The sequence below is a fragment of the Clostridium sp. SHJSY1 genome (genome assembly GCF_031626875.1).
In the GTDB taxonomy this organism is placed as follows: domain Bacteria; phylum Bacillota; class Clostridia; order Clostridiales; family Clostridiaceae; genus Clostridium.
Window position 1 is genome coordinate 55,620 of the sequence record NZ_JANDMF010000005.1, and the last position, 19,388, is coordinate 75,007.

The 19,388-nt window shown below is 29.8% G+C and carries 18 protein-coding genes; 3 read left to right on the top strand and 15 right to left on the bottom strand.

Features of this window, described 5'->3' with window-relative positions:
- Positions 1 to 28 precede the first annotated feature (28 nt).
- On the top strand, positions 29 to 1,234 hold the full coding sequence (locus tag NNC19_RS04500; RefSeq protein ID WP_310937422.1) for a nucleotidyltransferase: 1,206 nt from the start codon (positions 29 to 31) through the stop codon (positions 1,232 to 1,234).
- A gap of 54 nt (positions 1,235 to 1,288) precedes the next feature.
- Positions 1,289 to 2,467, top strand: coding sequence for a sporulation integral membrane protein YlbJ (gene ylbJ, locus NNC19_RS04505; RefSeq protein WP_310937423.1), 1,179 nt, complete (start codon positions 1,289 to 1,291; stop codon positions 2,465 to 2,467).
- Here ylbJ and NNC19_RS04510 read toward each other — a convergent pair.
- From NNC19_RS04510 to NNC19_RS04535, 6 genes are all read right to left on the bottom strand, one after another.
- A complete protein-coding gene (locus NNC19_RS04510) occupies positions 2,447 to 2,992 on the bottom strand; it encodes an ATPase (protein WP_310937424.1) in 546 nt (181 codons plus the stop codon). The genes ylbJ and NNC19_RS04510 overlap by 21 nt on opposite strands.
- 19 nt (positions 2,993 to 3,011) lie before the next feature.
- The gene (gene coaD / locus NNC19_RS04515; protein WP_310937425.1) at positions 3,012 to 3,494 is read right to left on the bottom strand and encodes a pantetheine-phosphate adenylyltransferase; all 483 of its coding nucleotides are present in this window, start codon (positions 3,492 to 3,494) and stop codon (positions 3,012 to 3,014) included.
- A gap of 11 nt (positions 3,495 to 3,505) precedes the next feature.
- Positions 3,506 to 4,054 carry a 16S rRNA (guanine(966)-N(2))-methyltransferase RsmD gene (rsmD, locus tag NNC19_RS04520; protein WP_310937426.1) on the bottom strand — a complete coding sequence of 183 codons (549 nt, stop codon included), beginning with the start codon at positions 4,052 to 4,054 and terminating at the stop codon, positions 3,506 to 3,508.
- Positions 4,055 to 4,145: 91 nt separating this feature from the next.
- Positions 4,146 to 6,179 carry an ATP-dependent DNA helicase RecG gene (recG, locus tag NNC19_RS04525; RefSeq protein WP_310937427.1) on the bottom strand — a complete coding sequence of 678 codons (2,034 nt, stop codon included), beginning with the start codon at positions 6,177 to 6,179 and terminating at the stop codon, positions 4,146 to 4,148.
- A 61-nt stretch (positions 6,180 to 6,240) separates the two neighbouring features.
- On the bottom strand, positions 6,241 to 7,881 hold the full coding sequence (locus NNC19_RS04530) for a DAK2 domain-containing protein (RefSeq protein WP_310937428.1): 1,641 nt from the start codon (positions 7,879 to 7,881) through the stop codon (positions 6,241 to 6,243).
- A gap of 9 nt (positions 7,882 to 7,890) precedes the next feature.
- Positions 7,891 to 8,241, bottom strand: coding sequence for an Asp23/Gls24 family envelope stress response protein (locus NNC19_RS04535; RefSeq protein WP_310937429.1), 351 nt, complete (start codon positions 8,239 to 8,241; stop codon positions 7,891 to 7,893).
- A 195-nt stretch (positions 8,242 to 8,436) separates the two neighbouring features.
- On the opposite strand from NNC19_RS04535, the gene rpmB reads away from it, so the two are divergent.
- Positions 8,437 to 8,628: a 50S ribosomal protein L28 gene (gene rpmB / locus NNC19_RS04540; RefSeq protein ID WP_143314862.1), complete on the top strand. Its 192-nt coding sequence runs from the start codon at positions 8,437 to 8,439 to the stop codon at positions 8,626 to 8,628.
- A 244-nt stretch (positions 8,629 to 8,872) separates the two neighbouring features.
- On the opposite strand, the gene NNC19_RS04545 is transcribed toward rpmB, so the two are convergent.
- The 9 genes from NNC19_RS04545 to rsmB form a co-directional block, all read right to left on the bottom strand.
- A complete protein-coding gene (locus NNC19_RS04545) occupies positions 8,873 to 9,508 on the bottom strand; it encodes a thiamine diphosphokinase (RefSeq protein WP_310937430.1) in 636 nt (211 codons plus the stop codon).
- Positions 9,505 to 10,158, bottom strand: a complete 654-nt coding sequence (gene rpe, locus NNC19_RS04550) for a ribulose-phosphate 3-epimerase (RefSeq protein ID WP_310937431.1) — start codon at positions 10,156 to 10,158, stop codon at positions 9,505 to 9,507. Before rpe ends, NNC19_RS04545 begins: the two co-directional genes overlap by 4 nt.
- Entirely contained in the window at positions 10,152 to 11,021 is an 870-nt protein-coding gene (rsgA, locus tag NNC19_RS04555) for a ribosome small subunit-dependent GTPase A (RefSeq protein ID WP_310937432.1), read from the bottom strand. The genes rpe and rsgA overlap by 7 nt, the downstream gene beginning before the upstream one ends.
- A 213-nt stretch (positions 11,022 to 11,234) precedes the next feature.
- A complete protein-coding gene (gene pknB, locus NNC19_RS04560; protein ID WP_310937433.1) occupies positions 11,235 to 13,262 on the bottom strand; it encodes a Stk1 family PASTA domain-containing Ser/Thr kinase in 2,028 nt (675 codons plus the stop codon).
- Between the two features lies 1 nt (position 13,263).
- Positions 13,264 to 13,983 (bottom strand): Stp1/IreP family PP2C-type Ser/Thr phosphatase, encoded by a 720-nt coding sequence (locus NNC19_RS04565; protein ID WP_310937434.1) that lies wholly within the window; start codon positions 13,981 to 13,983, stop codon positions 13,264 to 13,266.
- Between the two features lie 355 nt (positions 13,984 to 14,338).
- Positions 14,339 to 16,279, bottom strand: a complete 1,941-nt coding sequence (gene pknB, locus NNC19_RS04570) for a Stk1 family PASTA domain-containing Ser/Thr kinase (RefSeq protein WP_310937435.1) — start codon at positions 16,277 to 16,279, stop codon at positions 14,339 to 14,341.
- A 1-nt stretch (position 16,280) separates the two neighbouring features.
- On the bottom strand, positions 16,281 to 17,000 hold the full coding sequence (locus NNC19_RS04575) for a Stp1/IreP family PP2C-type Ser/Thr phosphatase (RefSeq protein WP_310937436.1): 720 nt from the start codon (positions 16,998 to 17,000) through the stop codon (positions 16,281 to 16,283).
- Positions 17,001 to 17,020: 20 nt separating this feature from the next.
- Complete coding sequence (rlmN, locus tag NNC19_RS04580; RefSeq protein ID WP_310937437.1) at positions 17,021 to 18,058, bottom strand: 23S rRNA (adenine(2503)-C(2))-methyltransferase RlmN; 1,038 nt, start codon at positions 18,056 to 18,058, stop codon at positions 17,021 to 17,023.
- A gap of 8 nt (positions 18,059 to 18,066) precedes the next feature.
- Positions 18,067 to 19,386: a 16S rRNA (cytosine(967)-C(5))-methyltransferase RsmB gene (rsmB, locus tag NNC19_RS04585; RefSeq protein WP_310937438.1), complete on the bottom strand. Its 1,320-nt coding sequence runs from the start codon at positions 19,384 to 19,386 to the stop codon at positions 18,067 to 18,069.
- Between the last annotated feature and the right edge of the window lie 2 nt (positions 19,387 to 19,388).

Sequence of the window (19,388 nt, forward strand, 5' to 3'; positions counted from 1 at the left end):
TAAACTATTCTAAAGAAGGAGTTTATTTATGGAAATTACAGGAATAATAACTGAATATAATCCATTCCATCTTGGACATCAGCATCATCTTGAAATGGCTAAAAAAGATACCAATTGTGATGGAGTCATTTGCATAATGAGTGGCAATTTTATGCAAAGAGGAATTCCAGCTATAACTGATAAATGGACTAGAGCTAAAATGGCTGTAGAAAATGGTACTGACCTTGTAATTGAGTTACCTTTAGTTTATTCTATTTCATCAGCTGAATCCTTTGCAGAGGGAGCTGTTAAAATACTTAATAAAACTGGGGTTGTTAAACATATATATTTCGGAAGCGAACATGGAAAAATAGAGCAACTAAATCAAATTGCTTCTACCTTATTAAATGAACCAGATAAATTTAAATCAGTCTTAAAACAAGAATTAAACAGAGGATTACCATTTCATACAGCTCGAAGTATGGCTCTTAGGGAGTTTTTATCTGGTATTCCCTGTGATGAAATAATATCCAACTCAAATAATATATTAGCTATTGAATATATTAAAGCATTAAAAAAAATTAATAGTTCAATTATTCCAAAGACCTTAAAAAGAGCTGGTTCTAACTATAATGATACTGAAATCAAAACAGATTATCCATCTGCAACATCCATAAGAGCTTTTTTGAACACAACAAATGATTTGTCAAAGCTAAAAACATCACTACCAAAAGCTAGTTATAAAGCTTTAGAGAACATTGTTAATAATAATTGTAAACTTGTTAGCGAGAATGATATTTTCCCATTTTTAAGGTATAAAATCCTCACCGAAGGTGAAAAGATTAACAAAGTTTTGGGGGTAAAAGAAGGTATTGATAATAAAATTTTAAAAGAAATTTTAAATGCAAAAAATTTAAATGATTTAATTTTAAGGATAAAAAGTAAAAGATATACATATACAAGGATTAGCAGAATATTAATTTCTTTCTTTATTGGTTTAGAAAATTATGATTGTACTGATTTAATTGAAGATGATACTAATTATATTAGACCATTAGCTTTTAATTCTGTAGGAAGTAAAATTTTAAAGGAAATTAAGAAAAAAAATGAAATTAATATAATAACAAAAATATCCAAAGAAATAATAGACACAAAATTAGAAACAGATTTATTAGGTACAAAGGCCTATTCAATACTAAATAATTCTATTTCTCCATATGATGATTATTATAAAAGTCCAATATTTTTAAAGTAACTATAATATAATTACGTCATAAGAAATATAAATACTATGGATGGGAGTGATTTCATGATTAGTATTATTTTCTTATGGCTTTTAATTATTATATTAATACCTATATTATTTAAACTACTAGACTTAAAAAGGAATTATACAATATCCTTTTTTATAAGTTTGTTAATTATTATTTTTTTCATAAATTTAGAAGAATCTATGAAATCTGCAATAGATGGATGCAAACTATGGTTTACATCTATCTTACCAACTGTTCTTCCGTTCACTTTAATCTGCAATTTATTAATTGCTTATGATGGAATAGCTTTATACTCAAGATTTTTAGGTCCATTGTTTTGTAAGCCTTTAGGTCTTTCTAAAAATTGTTCTTTTCCTATCACTGCAAGCATCTTATGTGGATATCCCCTAGGCGCAAAATATTCATCTGATATTTATAATCTAGGATATATAGATAAAAAAGAATATACACGATTAATTAATATTGCTACAAACTGCAGTCCTTTATTTATTATAGGTCCAGTTGCAACAGTAATGCTCGGTAATATAAAACTTTCATATATACTTCTTATAGCAAACTACATTTCGCCAATTATAATAGGAATTTTAACAAAAAGGAAAAAATACTACTCAAAAGATACACTATCTATAGCAAATTCTAGTAATAATAAAAATTTTGGTGAAATATTAAAAAACGCCTTAGACCAATCTATAAATACAACTATCTCAATCGGTGGATTTATAGTGATATTCTCAATCATCATAGGAATTATAAAAAATAGTACTAGTTTAGGTCTATTTTTTAATTATATAGAATCACTAATACATATTCCTATAAATTCTTTATATTCTATATTTTTAGGTAGTATTGAAATAACAAATGGATGTAGCATAGTTGCCACATCCACTCTAATTCTTCCTATAAAATTAAGTATAATAAGTTTTCTTTGCTCATTTTCAGGATTATGTATAATAGCCCAAGCCAGTTCATTTATCAGCAAAGATAACATATCCATACTAAAGTATTCTTTACTAAAACTATTGCAGGGTATTATTAGTTTTGCTATAACTTTTTTCACTTCTTTTTTGCTTTTGGGAAGTGTTAATGTATCTTCAATATCGCCATATATTAGAACCTCATTTACTACTTTTATTTATTTAGTTCCTGTAATACTTATATTTTTAATCTCTATTATTTTTAAAATAGTTAAGAAATTATTTTTTCATATCTCTTAACTCTTTTATATTTTCTTTAATGGTAGAGCTAGTACTATTTAAGTTTTCATCAATTTTTCCTGCAACGCCTTCAAAACTTTCTTGAAGAGACTTAATTAGCTCTGCCTTTTTCTCTATAATTTCTTTATCTAAATCAGTTAGAATTTCATCACAATAATCTCTTGCTCCAAGCCTCATAGCTTTAGCTTCTCTTTTTGCAGCTGAAACTATTTCCTGAGCTCTTACTTTAGCTTCTCTAACAACATCATGATTTTCAATATTTTGTCTCATCATTTCCATTGTTTCTTTCTTTACAACTTCATATTCTTTTTTGGCTTCACCTATTATCCTGTCTTTTTCATTCATTACCCATTGAGCTTTTTTAAATTCATCTGGTAAATAATTTATTATTTGATCAATAACATCCATAAATTCTTTTCTATCTATCATAGTTTTTCCACTTATTGGAACCTTAGGAGAATTATCAATTAAATCCTGAAGGTATTCAAGTAATTCAACTATATTTACATCTATAGATTTCCCCATACTACCACCTCACCCATTATCATTTTACATTTATCTTCCTCATTAGATCTGGAATAATTCCTTTAGGAACTAATCCTTCAAGTGATGCTCCAAACTTTGCAACTTGCTTCACTGCTGATGAACTCACATAAGAATACTGAGCCGATGTCATCATAAACAAAGTTTCCACTTCAGGATTTAATTTATTATTCATCAAAGCCATTTGAAATTCATATTCAAAATCTGAAAAAGCCCTTAGTCCTTTTAATATTACTCTTGAATTATATTTTTCCATCAAATCGATTAATAAACCTTCAAAACTTACAACTTCTACATTAGGTAGATCTTTAGTAACTCTTTTTATAAGTTCAACTCTTTCTTCTATATTGAATAGTCCTTTTTTCTCAACATTAACCAAAACACCAACAATTACTTTATCAAATGCCTTTGCTCCTCTTGTTATAATATCTAAGTGTCCTAATGTCACAGGATCAAAGCTTCCTGGATATACTGCAATTTTCATTTTAATCCTCCCTAATATTGATAAAAACAAACTGTAGTATTTCCATACTTTTTGTTTTTTACAAGCCTTAAGTCTTCATATCCTTCATATATCTCTTCAATACTATCTATTTTTGTAACAATTATCCCATCCTTATTAAGCATATCATTTTCCTTTACTATTTTCATAGCCTCTGGAATCATTTCTTTGCAATAAGGTGGATCTATAAATATTATGTCAAACTTCTTTCCATTTCTACTTAACATCTTTAAAGCTTCATAAGAATCCATATTAAGAGGAGTACAGAAATCATTAAATTTCAAACTTTCTACATTTTGTTTTAATAATGGAAATGTTACTGAACTTTTATCTATCAAATAAACTTCTTTGGCTCCTCTACTTGCAGCCTCTAAACCTAAACTTCCTGTTCCAGCAAAAACATCTACAACTACAGCATCCTGTAAATAACCCTGAACTGAACTAAACATCGCTTCTTTAACTCTATCTAAAGTAGGTCTAGTTTCCATTGTTGCTGGTGAAATCAACTTACGACCTTTTGCTTTTCCTGCTATAATTCTCACTTTTAGTCCTCCTTGATGTAACATCATAAACATTTTATCATATTACCTAAGTATATACAATTTATAAAAAATATACAACTATAGCTTCTATTTAGTTAAAACAAATGTATTTACTACTCTTCTCAAGTCCTAAAGAAATTTCTTTTACCATTCTCATGTTATTTGGGTCTTCATTTTCAAGTATAAGCTTTGCCTCTCCCCTTGCACATTTTAAAATATCAATATCCTCATATATATCAGCTAAAAGAAGTCCTTCTGCCCCACTTTGCTTCATTCCAAACATCTCTCCTGATCCCCTAAGCTTAAGATCTTGTTCTGAAATAAAGAAACCATCTGTTGATTCTGTCATAATGGTCATTCTCTTTTTAGTAATATTACTCTTAGCATTGGCTATTAAAATACAGTATGATTCATATTGACCTCTTCCAACCCTTCCTCTTAACTGATGTAATTGGGCAAGACCAAACCTTTCAGCATTTTCAACTATCATAACAGAGGCATTAGGAACATTTACTCCCACTTCAATTACAGTCGTTGATATTAAAACTTTTGTTTTATTGTCTTTAAATCTTCCTATTATCTCATCTTTTTCCGAAGGTTTCATCTTTCCATGAAGAATCTCAACTTCAACATCGCTAAATATTCCTTCTTTTAATTTTTTATAAATACTTTCAACTGAATTTAGTTGTTCTTTCTCATCTTCCTCAATCAATGGACATACAATATACACTTGCCTTCCTTTTTCCACTTCATCTTTAGCTAATTCATAGGCGCTATTTCTTGAACTGTCTTGAAAGAATCTTGTATCAATCTGCTTTCTTCCTGGAGGAAGTTCATCAATTACTGAAACATCTAAATCAGAATAAAGATATAACGCTAAAGTTCTCGGAATTGGAGTAGCTGTCATTACAACAACATCTGCTCTTTTCCCCTTATTTATAAGTTTACTTCTTTGTTCAACACCAAATCTATGTTGCTCATCAGTAACAACAAGTCCTAATTTATTAAAGTCAACATCTTCTTGTATCAAAGCATGTGTCCCTATAACTACTAATGGTTTATCTTCCTTAATTCTTTCTTTAATCCTTATCTTTTCTTTATTAGAAGTACTACCAGTTAATAATTCTATTTCAACACCAAATTGAGATAACAATTTATTAGCCTCTTCATAATGCTGATTTGCCAAAATCTCTGTTGGTACCATAAAAGCCGATTTATATCCATTAGTATATGTATTATATATTGCAATTAAGGCTACTATAGTTTTCCCACTCCCAACATCCCCCTGAACAAGCCTATTCATAGGATATGAACTTTTTTGATCTCTAAGTATTTCACGAACCACCCTTGTTTGTGCTCCTGTCAACTCATATGGAAGTGCTTCTTTTAACTTTCTAATTTTATCATTCCAAGGAAAACTCATTCCATTATTACTTTTCTTAATTTTACTTTTTAATAAAAGCAATTTCAAAGAATAAGTAAATAATTCTTGAAATTTAAGTCTAGTAATGGCACTATTTAAAATCTCTCTACTTTTAGGAAAGTGAATCTCCCTGATAGCCTTATCTAGTGATATCAACTTGTATTTATCCAGTATATATTGCGGTAAATTTTCACATATATCTACAATATCCAAAACACTCATTACAAGCTTTGTAATTAACTTATCTGTAAGTTCGCCTTTCAGAGTATATATAGGTTTTATCTCACTACTTAAAGCATCTCGGTTTCCTATAATAGGATTTACTATTTCAAGAATTCTTCCTACCCTTTTAAACTTTCCCATAAGATTATATGAAGTCCCAACTCTAAAATTATTTTTAACATAAGGTTGGTTAAACCATTTACACTCAACTTTATGCCCTTTATATTCAAATTCAATAGTTGATAAAAACTTTCCTGTTTTAGTTCTTACATCTCTTTTTATAGCTATAACTTTACATGTTAGTATCTGTTTTTCCTCTGAATCTATCTCTTCAAATTCAGGATTTCCGCTTAAAAATTCATAATCCCTTGGAAAGTATAAAAGCAAATCAAGAACATTAAATATTGCTGCTTTATTTAATTTTTCTAAAACTTTAGGTCCAACTCCTTTAATTGTTGAAACCGGACTATATATATCCATACTTTTTCTCCTCCAAAGCATAAAAAGCACCAAAGGTGCTTTTTATGTCAATATATTAAACTTATTCTACTGCCATCAAGAAATAGTATAATGGTTGATCTCCTTTGTAACATTGAATGTCTAAATCTTCAAATTTCTCTTCTAATTTTGAAGCAAAACTATTCGCTTCATCTTCAGTAACATCTTTTCCATAGAATAAAGTAATTAATTCACTGTCTCCATTTACCATATCCTCAATAACTTTTTCTGAAACTTCAAATTTGTCTGATCCAACTTCCTTAATCTTACCTTCAACTAAACCAAGAATATTTCCTTCTTTGATTTCTAGTCCATCCATCTCTGTATCCCTTACTGCATAAGTTATAGATCCAGTGCTTACTGTTTCCATAATCTTTTTAAGATCAGCTTCATTATCTTGAGCTTCAGCATCACCATTAAACATAGTTATACAAGTAATACCTTGTGGAATCGAAGTAGTTGGTATAACTCTAACATCCTTATCTGTTATTTCAGCAGCTTGAGTTGCAGCCATGATAATATTTTTATTATTAGGTAATATAAAAATGTGTTCTGCATTAAGCTTATCTATACATTCAAGCATGTCTTGAGTTGAAGGATTCATTGTTTGACCACCTTCAATTACATAATCAGCCCCAAGATCCTTGAAGATATTAGTTATTCCACTTCCCATAGCTACAGTAATAAATCCATATTTCTTAGATTCTGCAGCTACTTCATCACTTGCCATACTACCTTCTTCAATTTCTTGTTCATTTAGTAAAAGTTCTCTATGTTCTTCTCTCATATTATCAATTTTTATCTTAGAAAGTTCTCCATACTTCACAGCCTTTGATAGAACATTTCCTGGATCATTAGTGTGTATATGAACCTTAATTACATCTTCATATCCAACAACTATCATAGAATCTCCCAAATGTTCTATTTCACTTTGGAATTTCTTTGATTCACTAGCCTCACCTAATATAATAAATTCAGTACAATACCCAAATTTAATATCTGTATCAGCTGTAGATTGAGCTCCAATCTTTACTCCTGAAGATATATTTATATCTTTAACTTCAGCTTGTATTCCTTCCTTAAGAGCAGCTGTCATACCTTGTAATATAATGTAAAGTCCCATTCCACCTGAATCAACTACCTTTGCTTTTTTTAAAGCAGGAAGTAACTCTGGTGTCTTATCAAGCATAACCTTTGCAGCTTTTGTTACCTCATCCATAAGTTCTGCTATATCACCATTATTGCTTTGAAGCCCAGCTTCAGCTGTTGCTCTAATTACTGAAAGAATAGTTCCTTCAGTTGGTCTCATAACAGCCTTATAAGCTGAATCAGCTCCTTGTTTTAATGCAGCTGCCATCTGCCCTGCATCAGCTTCATTAAGACCTTCTAGCCCTTTAGATATACCTCTAAATATTTGTGATAAAATTACCCCAGAATTTCCTCTTGCCCCCATCAAAGCACCCTTTGCAAGCACTTTAGATACTTCCCCAATAGACGTAGAGTTTAAATTTTCTATTTCCTTTACTGCCGCCTTAAATGTCATAGACATATTTGTTCCTGTATCACCATCTGGAACAGGAAAAACATTTAACGCATTAACAAAATCACTTTCCTCAGACAATCTATTACTAGCGTTTACAACCATGTTATAAAAATCACGGCCATTAATTGATATATATTCCATCATTACCTCCTAGACTCTTACCGCTTGAACATTTACTGTTACTGATGAAACTTTTAGCCCTGTAAAGTTTTCAACACTATAACGAACCTTTTGTATTATATTATTTGCTATAACAGAAATTTTAGTTCCGTACTCCACCATTACAAATAATTCAATATTTAATCTATCTCCTTCAGTAAGTGTAATCTTAACTCCCTTACTTAAATTTTCTACTCTCATAAGTTCCCAAAAACCTTCTCCAGCATTTTTAGACACCATGCCTACTACTCCATAACATTCCATAGTAGATAATCCAACTATCTTCGCTAAAACTTCATCAGAGTAATGTATATATCCATTTTCCTTTGAAAATCCAACCATTACAACTCCTCCTCTTCTTTCCATATCTCTTATTTTAGCCTACAAATTTATATTATTCAAGATTTATCTATATAATAATAGTATCATCCTTTAATTTATTTTATATTTCACTTGATTTTTTTATACTTATTGTGATAAAATCTTTATTGTCCTATTGAAGAGAATTATCTTCATTAAATAAGGAGGTGTTTTCAAGTGTCAAGAAGATGCGAGATATGTAATAAAGGCGTTGTATCTGGAGTACAATTCAGCCATTCACATCGTCAATCAAAGAGAACTTGGGCTCCTAACATAAAGAGAGTAAAAGCTTTAGTTAACGGAACTCCAAAAACAGTTCACGTTTGCACAAGATGCTTAAGATCTGGTAAGGTACAAAGAGCAATATAAGTTCAAATAGAAAAATGCATTAATAATGCATTTTTTTATTTCAAAAAAAATCTTGAGATTAAAAAAATCTCAAGATTTTTACTTTATGTAGTCTAATTATTTTCTTATAAAAAATCTAATAAATCTTGATAAAAATTTAGGCAACTTAACAGCAAATATCTTCATAAATACCCCCAAAATCAATTAATAAAAAATATCTTTACTATAATATATAAAATCAAGTTATTTTTTATGTCATTAATTTTTAATCTACTGGAAAAATTACCATAATAATTCCTGAATTAAAGGATATAACAATATCACTATCTATAAACTCATTGCAAATAGCCCTTGGTTCAAGTAAAGTCATATCATAATTGCTTAACTCATACTTAGCACCTTTTATATTCACATTAATTACTATATCTGAAAGAGAATGAAAACTTATAAGTTCTCCATATTTTCCTTTAAAAGTTGTCTCTTTATCTATTAATAAAATTCTATTATGATCATCTATAATTTCTGTTTTAACTTCTTCTCTAAGGGATTTCAGAAGAATTCCAACATTTCCAAGACTATGATCTACTCTACTACCAGTAGCTCCAAAAAATAATATTTCAGTAGCTCCTACTTCTTTTGCCTTTTCATAACCTAAATCTGTATCTGTATAATCTTTCTCAGGATTAAAAGTTAAGATTTTAGTTCCTTTTGCCTTAAAACTTTCAATCACTTCTTTCTTTGCAGAATCAAAATCTCCCAAAATCATATCAGGCTCTATTTCATATTCATACAAACAGTTGCAACCTTTATCCACACCAATTATAAAATCATCTTTTTTTATGTAACTAAGCAAAAGTTCTTTTGAAGGTTTATATCCCCCGCTAACAACTATAGCCCTCATTTCAACCTATTCCTTAACCCTTCTATGTTCTTTTCTACTTCATTATTTTTAAACACAGCAGAACCTGCAACAGCAACTGTGACACCTGCCTCAACTATTTCTTTAATATTACCCTCACTTACTCCACCATCAATTTGAATCAATAAATCTTTATTATATTTATGCTTAAGTTCATTTACTTCTCTTATCTTATCTAAAGAATAAGGTATAAACTTTTGGCCTCCAAATCCAGGATTAACTGACATAATAAGCACCATATCAATGCTACTTATTAAATCTTTTATCAAATGTACTGGTGTCCCTGGATTTAAAGCTATCCCTACTTTAATTCCTTTTGATTTAATAAGTTGTATTGTTCTATCAATATGTTTATCCGCTTCATAATGAACTGTTATTATATCTGCGCCAGCATCAACAAAATCCTCTATAAATCTACTTGGTTCATTTATCATTAAATGGACATCAAATACCTTATCTGTTTTATTTCTTAAAGCTTTCACTATAGGAGCACCTAAAGTTATATTTGGCACAAATTGCCCATCCATAACATCTATATGAATCCAATCTGCCCCTACCTTTCCTAATGTTTCTACATCTTCTCCAAGTTTTGAAAAATCAGCTGATAATATCGATGGTGATATCATTACCATTTATATTTTCCCCCTTCTATTATTTCTTCTAATGTTTTTACATAAAATTCATATCTATGTTTATTAATTTTTCCTTCTTCGACTGCCTCTTTTATAGCACAGCCTGGTTCTTTATAATGAAGGCAACCTCTAAATTTGCATGAATCATTTAATTCTTCAAATTCAGGAAAGCAATATCTTAGGTTTTCTTTATCCATAAAAGAAACATCTAAAGTTGAAAACCCTGGTGTATCCACAATAAATCCATTATCAACTTCAATAAGTTCACTATGTCTTGTAGTATGTTTTCCCCTACCTATCTTTTCACTAACTTTTCCTGTTTCCATATGATTTCTTTCAGTTAATGTATTTATTAATGTTGATTTTCCAGCTCCAGAAGGGCCACAAAGAACTGTAACATTATCTTTCATTCTTTCTTTTAATGAATCTACTCCTATGCCTTTTTTGGCATTTATAAATAACACTTCATATCCTATATCATTTATTTTATTTTTTACTATTTCTCTTTCTTCTTCTGAAACTAAATCAATTTTATTTAAACACACTATAGTTTCAATATTATTACTTTCACATAATACTAAAAACCTATTTAACAAATCATAATTTAAATCAGGATTTTTAATAGCAAAAACCACAAAGGCTAAAGTTACATTAGCTACGGTTGGTCTTATGAGTTCTGAGCATCTTTTATGAATATCTTCAATGACACCCTTTCCATTTTCCACCTTTATAGTTACATTATCTCCAACCATAGGCTTCATATCTTTATGACGAAATTTACCTCTAGCTTTGCACTCTATTATACCTTTAGTTGTTTTTATGTAATAAAATCCACCTATACCTTTAATTATTTTACCTTCCATAGTACCTCCAAAAAACATTTCTTTATATATAATAACCAGATTTTAATCATAATTGCAAATCAAATAGTAATTTTTAATTTATTCTTAAAAATATTTTTCTTCTCAAGATTGAACTTTCAACTTATTTTTTTGTCATAAATAGCAAATAAAAAAGGAGTATTCCTAAATGATTTTACATAGTCATTTTGAAATAACTCCTTTATTTTTATACTTTTATTGTTTCTCTGGATCAGTGTTCTTTCCTGGATCGGTTGGCTTTTTTGGATCAGTTGTCTTTCCTGGGTCAGGTGTTGTTGTATTTTGTTTAAATGTCAAAGTTATTGTACTACCTTCATCATAGGAACCTTTACTCCAATCAATTAAAGTTCCTGTTCCACCTGCTGCATTTGGCTTTAACCCTGCTCCTTCTACAAGTTCCATAGCTTCATCCATAGACATACCTGCTTTTAATCCTATTTTAGTTGTATCTATTTTCTTTTTTTCTGGAGCTTTATACTTCCAATAAGTAATAGTAACTTGTGTTCCAGGTTTAACAGACTGTCCAGATGAAGGAGACATACTGCTTACCTTACCATCTTTACTTTGATCCTCAGTTGTCTGTGACACAGTATTAACACTTAGGCCCAAATTACTTAATGATTGTGTTGCATCATCTAATGATTTATTTCTTACATCCGGTACAGTAACATATTTTACTGATGGCCCAGTACTTACATATATAGTTATCTTCGTATCTGCAGCAACTTCAGAATTAGCTGTTGGATCAGTTTTTATAACATTCCCACTTGGTATTGAATCATCTGATTGATTTTTAACTTCATAATTTGTTAATTTGCTCTTTTCAAGTATTTTCTTAGCATCATCAATAGATTCTTCTGTAATATCTGGGACTTTAATTTTTGTCACTCCAGCACTTAGCATTACTCTAACCTTATCACCCTTTTTAACACTGCTACCTACATCTGGAGATACTTCTAGTACAGTATTCTCTGGTTCTGTGCTTTCCTCTGTTCCAGCTTCTTCTAATGTTAGCCCAACTTTATCTAATTCTGCCTTTGCTTGATCTAAAGACATTCCTTTAATGTTAGGAACTTTAACTTCCTCTGCCTGTTTTTCACCTGCACTATTATTACCATACATTAACGCTCCAGCACCAGTAACTACTAACAGCAACGCTATAACTGCTATAATGGCCATTATTAATTTTTTCTTATTTTTTTTATTCTTTTCTTTTTTTGGTGATTCATGGTCTTCATCCTCATACTCTTCATCTTCATCATAATACTCTTCATCCTCATCATAGTAATCTTCATCTTCATCAACATCTTTACTTTCAGGAAGATCTTCAAGTTCTGGATTTACAGCTGGCATAACCATTGTACGACCATCATTAGCATCTACTTTTTGATCTATTATAGCATTTGGATCTTCTTTAATTTTTTCAAGATCACTTATTAATTCTTTTGCTGTTTGATATCTTTTACTTGCGTCTTTTTCCATAGTTTTAAGTATCAACTTATTTAAACTATCTGGAACCCTTGAATTTAATTGTTTTGGAGGTACAACCTCTTCTTGTATATGTTTCAAAGCAATTGTCACAGGTGAATCTGCTTCAAATGGTAATTTACCTGTAACCATTTCATATAAAACTATTCCTAATGAATATATGTCTGTTCTTACATCTACAATACTTCCCCTAGCTTGTTCTGGTGAAAGATACTGTGCAGATCCCATTATTGTTGTTGTATTTGTTAACGTGGCTGAACTTACAGATTTCGCTATTCCAAAGTCTGTTACTTTTATAAAACCTTCTTCTGTAACTAATACATTTTGTGGTTTTACATCTCTATGAATAATGTTATTTTTATGGGCACACTCCAAAGCTTTTGCTATTTTTGTTCCTATTCTTATAGTAGTTTCATAATTCAACTTACCAAATTCAACTATTACTTCCTTTAAAGTTTTCCCCTTAACATATTCCATAACTATATAATTAATCTCATCTTGTGTTCCTACATCTAAAACATTAACGATATTACTATGGGACAAAGTTGCTATAGCAGTAGCTTCTCTTTTAAACTTATCAACTATATCTTCATTGTCTGATAATTCTTTCTTTAATACTTTTACAGCTACATTTCTATTTAACTTACTATCTAAGGCTTTATATACTATAGACATCCCACCTTCACCGATTTGCTCTAGTATCTCATACCTGTTCCCTAATATTTCTCCTATCATGCTACCTCTCTCCTCCAAACAACAAAACTGTTATATTATCTCTGCCTCCCTTGTATTTAGCAAGATTAACAAGTTTTTCACAAATGCTAATTAGTTCTTTATTTTCATTAACAATGGTTATCATTTCTTCTTTTGTCACTTCATTTGTTAACCCATCTGAACATAATAAATATATGTCATATGTATCTTTATCTATGACAAAAATATCTACCTCTACTAGTTCATTTGTACCAACTGCCCTAGTAATGATATTTTTTTGGGGATGATTCACCGCTTCCAACTCAGTAATTGTCCCAAGATCAACCAATTCCTGTACTAAAGAATGATCCTTTGTTATTTTTACTATGTCATTTCCTTTAACTCCATAGCAAGAACTATCTCCTACATTTGCAACTATAACTTTATCCTTTATTTCAAGACATGCAGTAATAGTAGTTCCCATTCCATTTAAATAATTCATTTGTTTAGAATAAATAAAAATGTCCTGATTAACTCTTTCAATAGACTTCTTTAAAAGTTCTTCTGCATTTTCTTCATTAAAATCTTCTACAATATATTTGACCACGCCTTCAGCTGCCATTTTACTTGCAACTTCTCCAGCATTATGACCTCCCATTCCATCTGCGACTACATAAATTTTATATTCATTTTCTTCATGGTAGTACACAAAATCTTCATTAAGACTTCTTACCATTCCTTTATCAGTTAGAAAACTAATCATAAACTCCCCCCTCTTTTGGTATTAATTATTAGTCTTTAATTTAGTGTGAATTCTTTAAGTTGTCCACATGATGCAACTTTCTTTTTCTTTTTTAAAAAACCTCAATCCCTAATTTTTAATGTATTTTGAAAAACCTTAATTATTTTACCCTTAACATGTTCTCTCAAAAAAATATTTCTCTTATATATAATAACCAGATTTTGAGTTTAATTGCAAATTAAATAATGATTTTTAATTAATTCTTAAAATGTTTTTGATTTATAATATATTTACATTTCTTATCAAACACAAAAGGAGTGTTCTAAAATAATAAAAATCTTATCTTAAAACATCTCCTTTTGTATATTATTACTTTTTATTGATTTCCTGAATCTGTTGTATTTGTAGAGTCAGTACTTTTTGATGTATCTGTATTATCTTTTTTATTACCACCAAATGTAAGAATAACTCTAGTTCCATTCTTATATGGCTCTTCTTCCCACTTTGTTAAAGTTCCATCACTAGATCCATTTATTCTATAACTTATCAAATACCCATTTTCTATAGCAGCTAAAGCTTCTGCTTCTGTCATCCCAACTTTCAACACTGAATCCGGACTTGGTTTTGCATTATCTGATGAAGCATTATCTCCAGCCTTATATTTATAATAATTAATAGTTACTTTTACATCAGATTTAACTACCTTACCAGCTGATGGAGATGTACTTGCTACCTTACCATCCTTACTTTGATCATTTGTAGTTTGAGAAGATGAAGTAATAGTTAGCCCTAAACTGCTCAAATCTTCCGTTGCCTCATCTAATGTTTTATTACTTTCATCTGGTATAGTGACATTTTTATTCGCCGGCCCATTACTTACATAAATTATTATTTTAGCATTTGAAGCAATCTCTGTATCTGCAGTAGGGTTAGTATTTATAACATAACCACTTGCTACTGAGTTGTGTGGTTTATTTTTAACTTCATAATTTTTCAAGTTATTTTTTTCAAGTATCTGTTTAGCTTTTTCAAGCGACTGTTCTTCAACATCAGGCACTTTTACGTTAGTTGCTTGGACATTAGTTGCATTAGTTCCATCTGTTGTTCCCTTTTTAGATAAGAATTTTGCTCCAATTACAAATACTAAAAATATTGCAGCAATAGCTATAAATCCAATTATTATTCTATTTTTATTCATAGAATTAGTTTTTGTAACCTTATTTTCTGCTTTTTTTGGAGTTTCAACAATCTTTTCTTTTTTTGGAGCTTCAACAACTTTTTTTACTTTCTTTGTATTTTCAGCATCTTTTTTGCTTTTATCTTCCTTTTGTTCTTCATCTTCATCATAATAATCTTCGTCTTCATCATAATACTCTTCATCTTTGCTATTTAAATTATCATTATCAGAATCCAAAGCTTTCATAATTACTGTTTTGTCAGCCTTCATAACCATTGTTTGTCCATCATTACCATTTTGTGATTTATCTATAACTACATTTGGATTCTCTTTAATTCTATCAAGATCACTTATTAGTTCTTTTGCTGTCTGATATCTTTTATCAGCATCCTTTTCCATAGCTTTAAGTATTAACTTATTTAAACTATCTAAAAGTGCTGGATTTAACTCTTTTGGAGGAACTACATCCTCCTGTATATGTTTTAAGGCTATAGTTACAGGTGAATCAGCTTCAAATGGCAATCTTCCTGTAACCATTTCATATAAAACTATTCCTAATGAATATATATCTGTTCTTGTATCTAATCTACTTCCTCTTGCTTGTTCTGGTGAAAGATATTGTGCTGATCCCATTATTGTTGTTGTGTTTGTTAATGTTGCTGAACTTGCAAACTTTGCTATACCAAAGTCTGTAACTTTAATCAAACCATCTTCTGTTACTAATACATTTTGCGGTTTTACATCCCTATGTATAATGTTGTTTTTGTGTGCACAATCTAGAGCTTTTGCAATTTGTGTTCCTATTCTTATGGTAGTTTCATAGTTCAATTTACCAAAATCAACTATTACTTCTTTTAATGTTTTACCTTTAACATACTCCATAACTATATAGTTAGCTCCATCTTGATTTCCTACATCTAAAACATTAACTATATTAACATCTGATAGAGTTGCTATAGCAGTAGCTTCTCTTTTAAACTTATTAACTATATCTTCATTATCTGATAATTCATTCTTAAGCACTTTAACAGCTACATTTCTACTAAGCTTATTATCTAAAGCTTTGTATACTATTGCCATTCCGCCTTCACCAATTTGCTCTAGTATTTCATACCTATTCCCTAATATTTCTCCTATCATGCTACCTCTCTCCTTCAAACAACAAAACTGTTATATTATCCCTGCCTCCCTTGAACTTAGCAAGATTAACAAGTTTGTCACAAATGATAATTAGGTCTTTATTTTCATTAATAATAGATAGTATTTCCTCTTTAGTTACCTCATTCGTTAACCCATCTGAACATAATAAATATGTATCATATACATCTTTATCTATGACAAAAGTATCTACCTGTACCATTTCACTTGTTCCCACTGCTCTAGTTATAATATTTTTTTTTGGATGATTTACTGCTTCTAATTCGCTAATAGTGCCAAGATCAACTAATTCTTGAACTAAAGAATGATCTTTAGTTATTTTTATAATATTATTTTTTTTAATTCCATAACAAGAACTATCTCCAACATTGGCTACTATAACTTTATCCTTTATTACAAGTGATGCAGTAATGGTGGTTCCCATTCCATTTAAAGAATCCATTTGCTTAGAATGAATAAAAATTTCATGATTTACTCTTTCAATAGCTTTCTTTAAAAGTTCTTCCGCTTTTTCTTCATTAAAATTATTTATAATGTAATTGACCACGCCTTCAGCTGCCATTTTACTCGCAACTTCTCCAGCATTATGACCTCCCATTCCATCTGCGACTACATAAATTTTATACTCATTTTCTTCATGGTAGTACGCAAAATCTTCATTAAGACTTCTTACCATTCCTATATCACTTAGAAAACTTATCATAAACTCCCCCCTCTTGGGCATCAATTATTAGTCTTTGATTTAATGTGACTCCTTCTAAGTTGTCCACAAGCTGCATTAATGTCACTTCCCATTTCCCTTCTTACTGTAACCTCAATCCCTAGTTTTTTTAATGTATTTTCAAAAATATTAATAGTTTCTTCTGATGACCTTTTAAATGAATTTTCTTTAACTTCATTTACTGGTATCAGATTAACATGACATAATAGCCCTTTTAATAAATTTCCTAAAGACCTTGCATCTTCTACCCCGTCATTTACATCCTTAACTAATGAATACTCAAATGTTATTCTTCTACTTGTTTTTTCTATGTAATAAACACATGCATCTAAAATTTCTTTAATTGAATATTTATTTGCAATAGGCATAATCGCTCTTCTTTTCTCATCACTAAATGCATGAAGTGAAATTGCAAGAGTAATACTTAAATCTCTATTTGCTAAATCATATATATTGGGAACTATTCCACAAGTTGATAGAGTAATATGTCTTTGACCAATATTTAAGCCATAATCTGCATTTACTACTTCAAGAAACTTCAGAACATTATCATAATTATCTAAAGGTTCTCCACTTCCCATCAATACTACATTAGAAATCCTTTCACCAATTAAGTTTTGTGCAACTAAAATTTGTGAAAGAATTTCCCCTGATGTTAAGTTTCTAACCCTTCCATCAATAGTAGATGCACAAAATTTACATCCCATTCTACATCCAACTTGAGTAGAAATACAAATAGAATTTCCGTGTTTATATTTCATTATTACACTTTCAATAAGATTTCCATCCCTTAACTCAAGCAATAACTTCTTTGTTCCATCTATTTTAGATGTAAATTCTTCTTCTATCTTAGGAATTCCAATATAGAATTTTTCACTTAATTTTTCTTGCAAAGCTTTAGGAATATTCTTCATAGATGCAAAATCCCATACATCTTTATATACCCAAGAAACTACTTGTTTTGCTCTAAATGTACTTTCACTATTATCTTTCATCCAATTCTGCAATTCTTCTAATGTAAAATCTAAAATATTATTCATATTTTCACCTAGTTCTTTCTAAACCTAGCTATAAAGAATCCATCCATATATTCATTTGGTAATACTGTTAATGTACCTATTGAATCATACTTTAAATTATTTCCTTTTCCCACAAAAACTTTTTCTACTTTTGCATCTTTATATTTATTTAGAAACCACTTTACATTTTCTTCATTTTCTTCTTTATTTAAAGTACAAGTTGAGTAAACCATAACTCCATCTTTCTTTAAATATTCCCAAGCATTGCTCATAATTGTTCTTTGAATATCAACAATTTCCTTAAGTTCACTTCTTTTTTTACTCCATTTAATTTCTGGTTTTTTTCTTATAATTCCAATACCTGAACATGGAACATCTATAAGAACTCTATCTGCTATTCCAATAAGTTTCACATCAAGTTTAGATGCATCCATTTCATTAACACTTATATTAGTAAGTCCTAGTCTTTCATAGTTTTCTTTAATTAATTCAAGTTTTTGAGAATGAATATCAAAGGCTAAAACCTCTCCCGTATTTTCTAATATCTCAGAAATATGTGTTGTTTTTCCACCTGGCGCTGCACAAAGATCAAGAATCTTTTGTCCTTCGTTAATATCTAAAAGTGGAGCAACAAGCATTGCACTTTCATCTTGTACTGTAATATTTCCTTCTAAAAAAGCTTCATTCTTTTCTATCGCTTTTCCACCTTTTATTGATATAGCTTCTGGACAAACTGTTCCTTCAAAAACTGTATATCCACTTTCCTCAAATTTTTCAAAAACATCTTCATAATCTGCCTTTAGATTATTAACTCTAACAGTAACCATTGGAGTACTATTTAGTCCATGCATAATTCTTAAAGCTTCACTTTCACCATACTGATTAAATAACATTTTAATCATCCATGGTTCAAATGATAATTCATAAGCTATTTCATCTATTTTATTTCTGAAGTTTATCTCTAGTTTACCATCTTTTTTAACATAATTTCTTAAGATTCCATTAACTAATTTAGAATCTTTTTCCGAAATTTCTTTTGCAAGTTCTACAGCTTCATTACAAGCTGCATATGATGGTACTTTATCAAGATAATGCATTTGATAAAGCGCAACTCTTAGTATGCTTAAAATAGTTTTATCCATCACAGATGTATCTCTAACGAACGAACTGATTATCATATCTATAGACTTAAGTCTTCTTAAAGTTCCATATACTATTTCTGTAGTTAATGCCTTATCCTTATCTGATAGCTCTGAGTTGTTTAATTCATTTGAAAGAATTATATTAGAATAAGCTCCTCCATTTATAACTCTATTTAAAACTTTAACTGCAATTTTTCTACTACTCATAA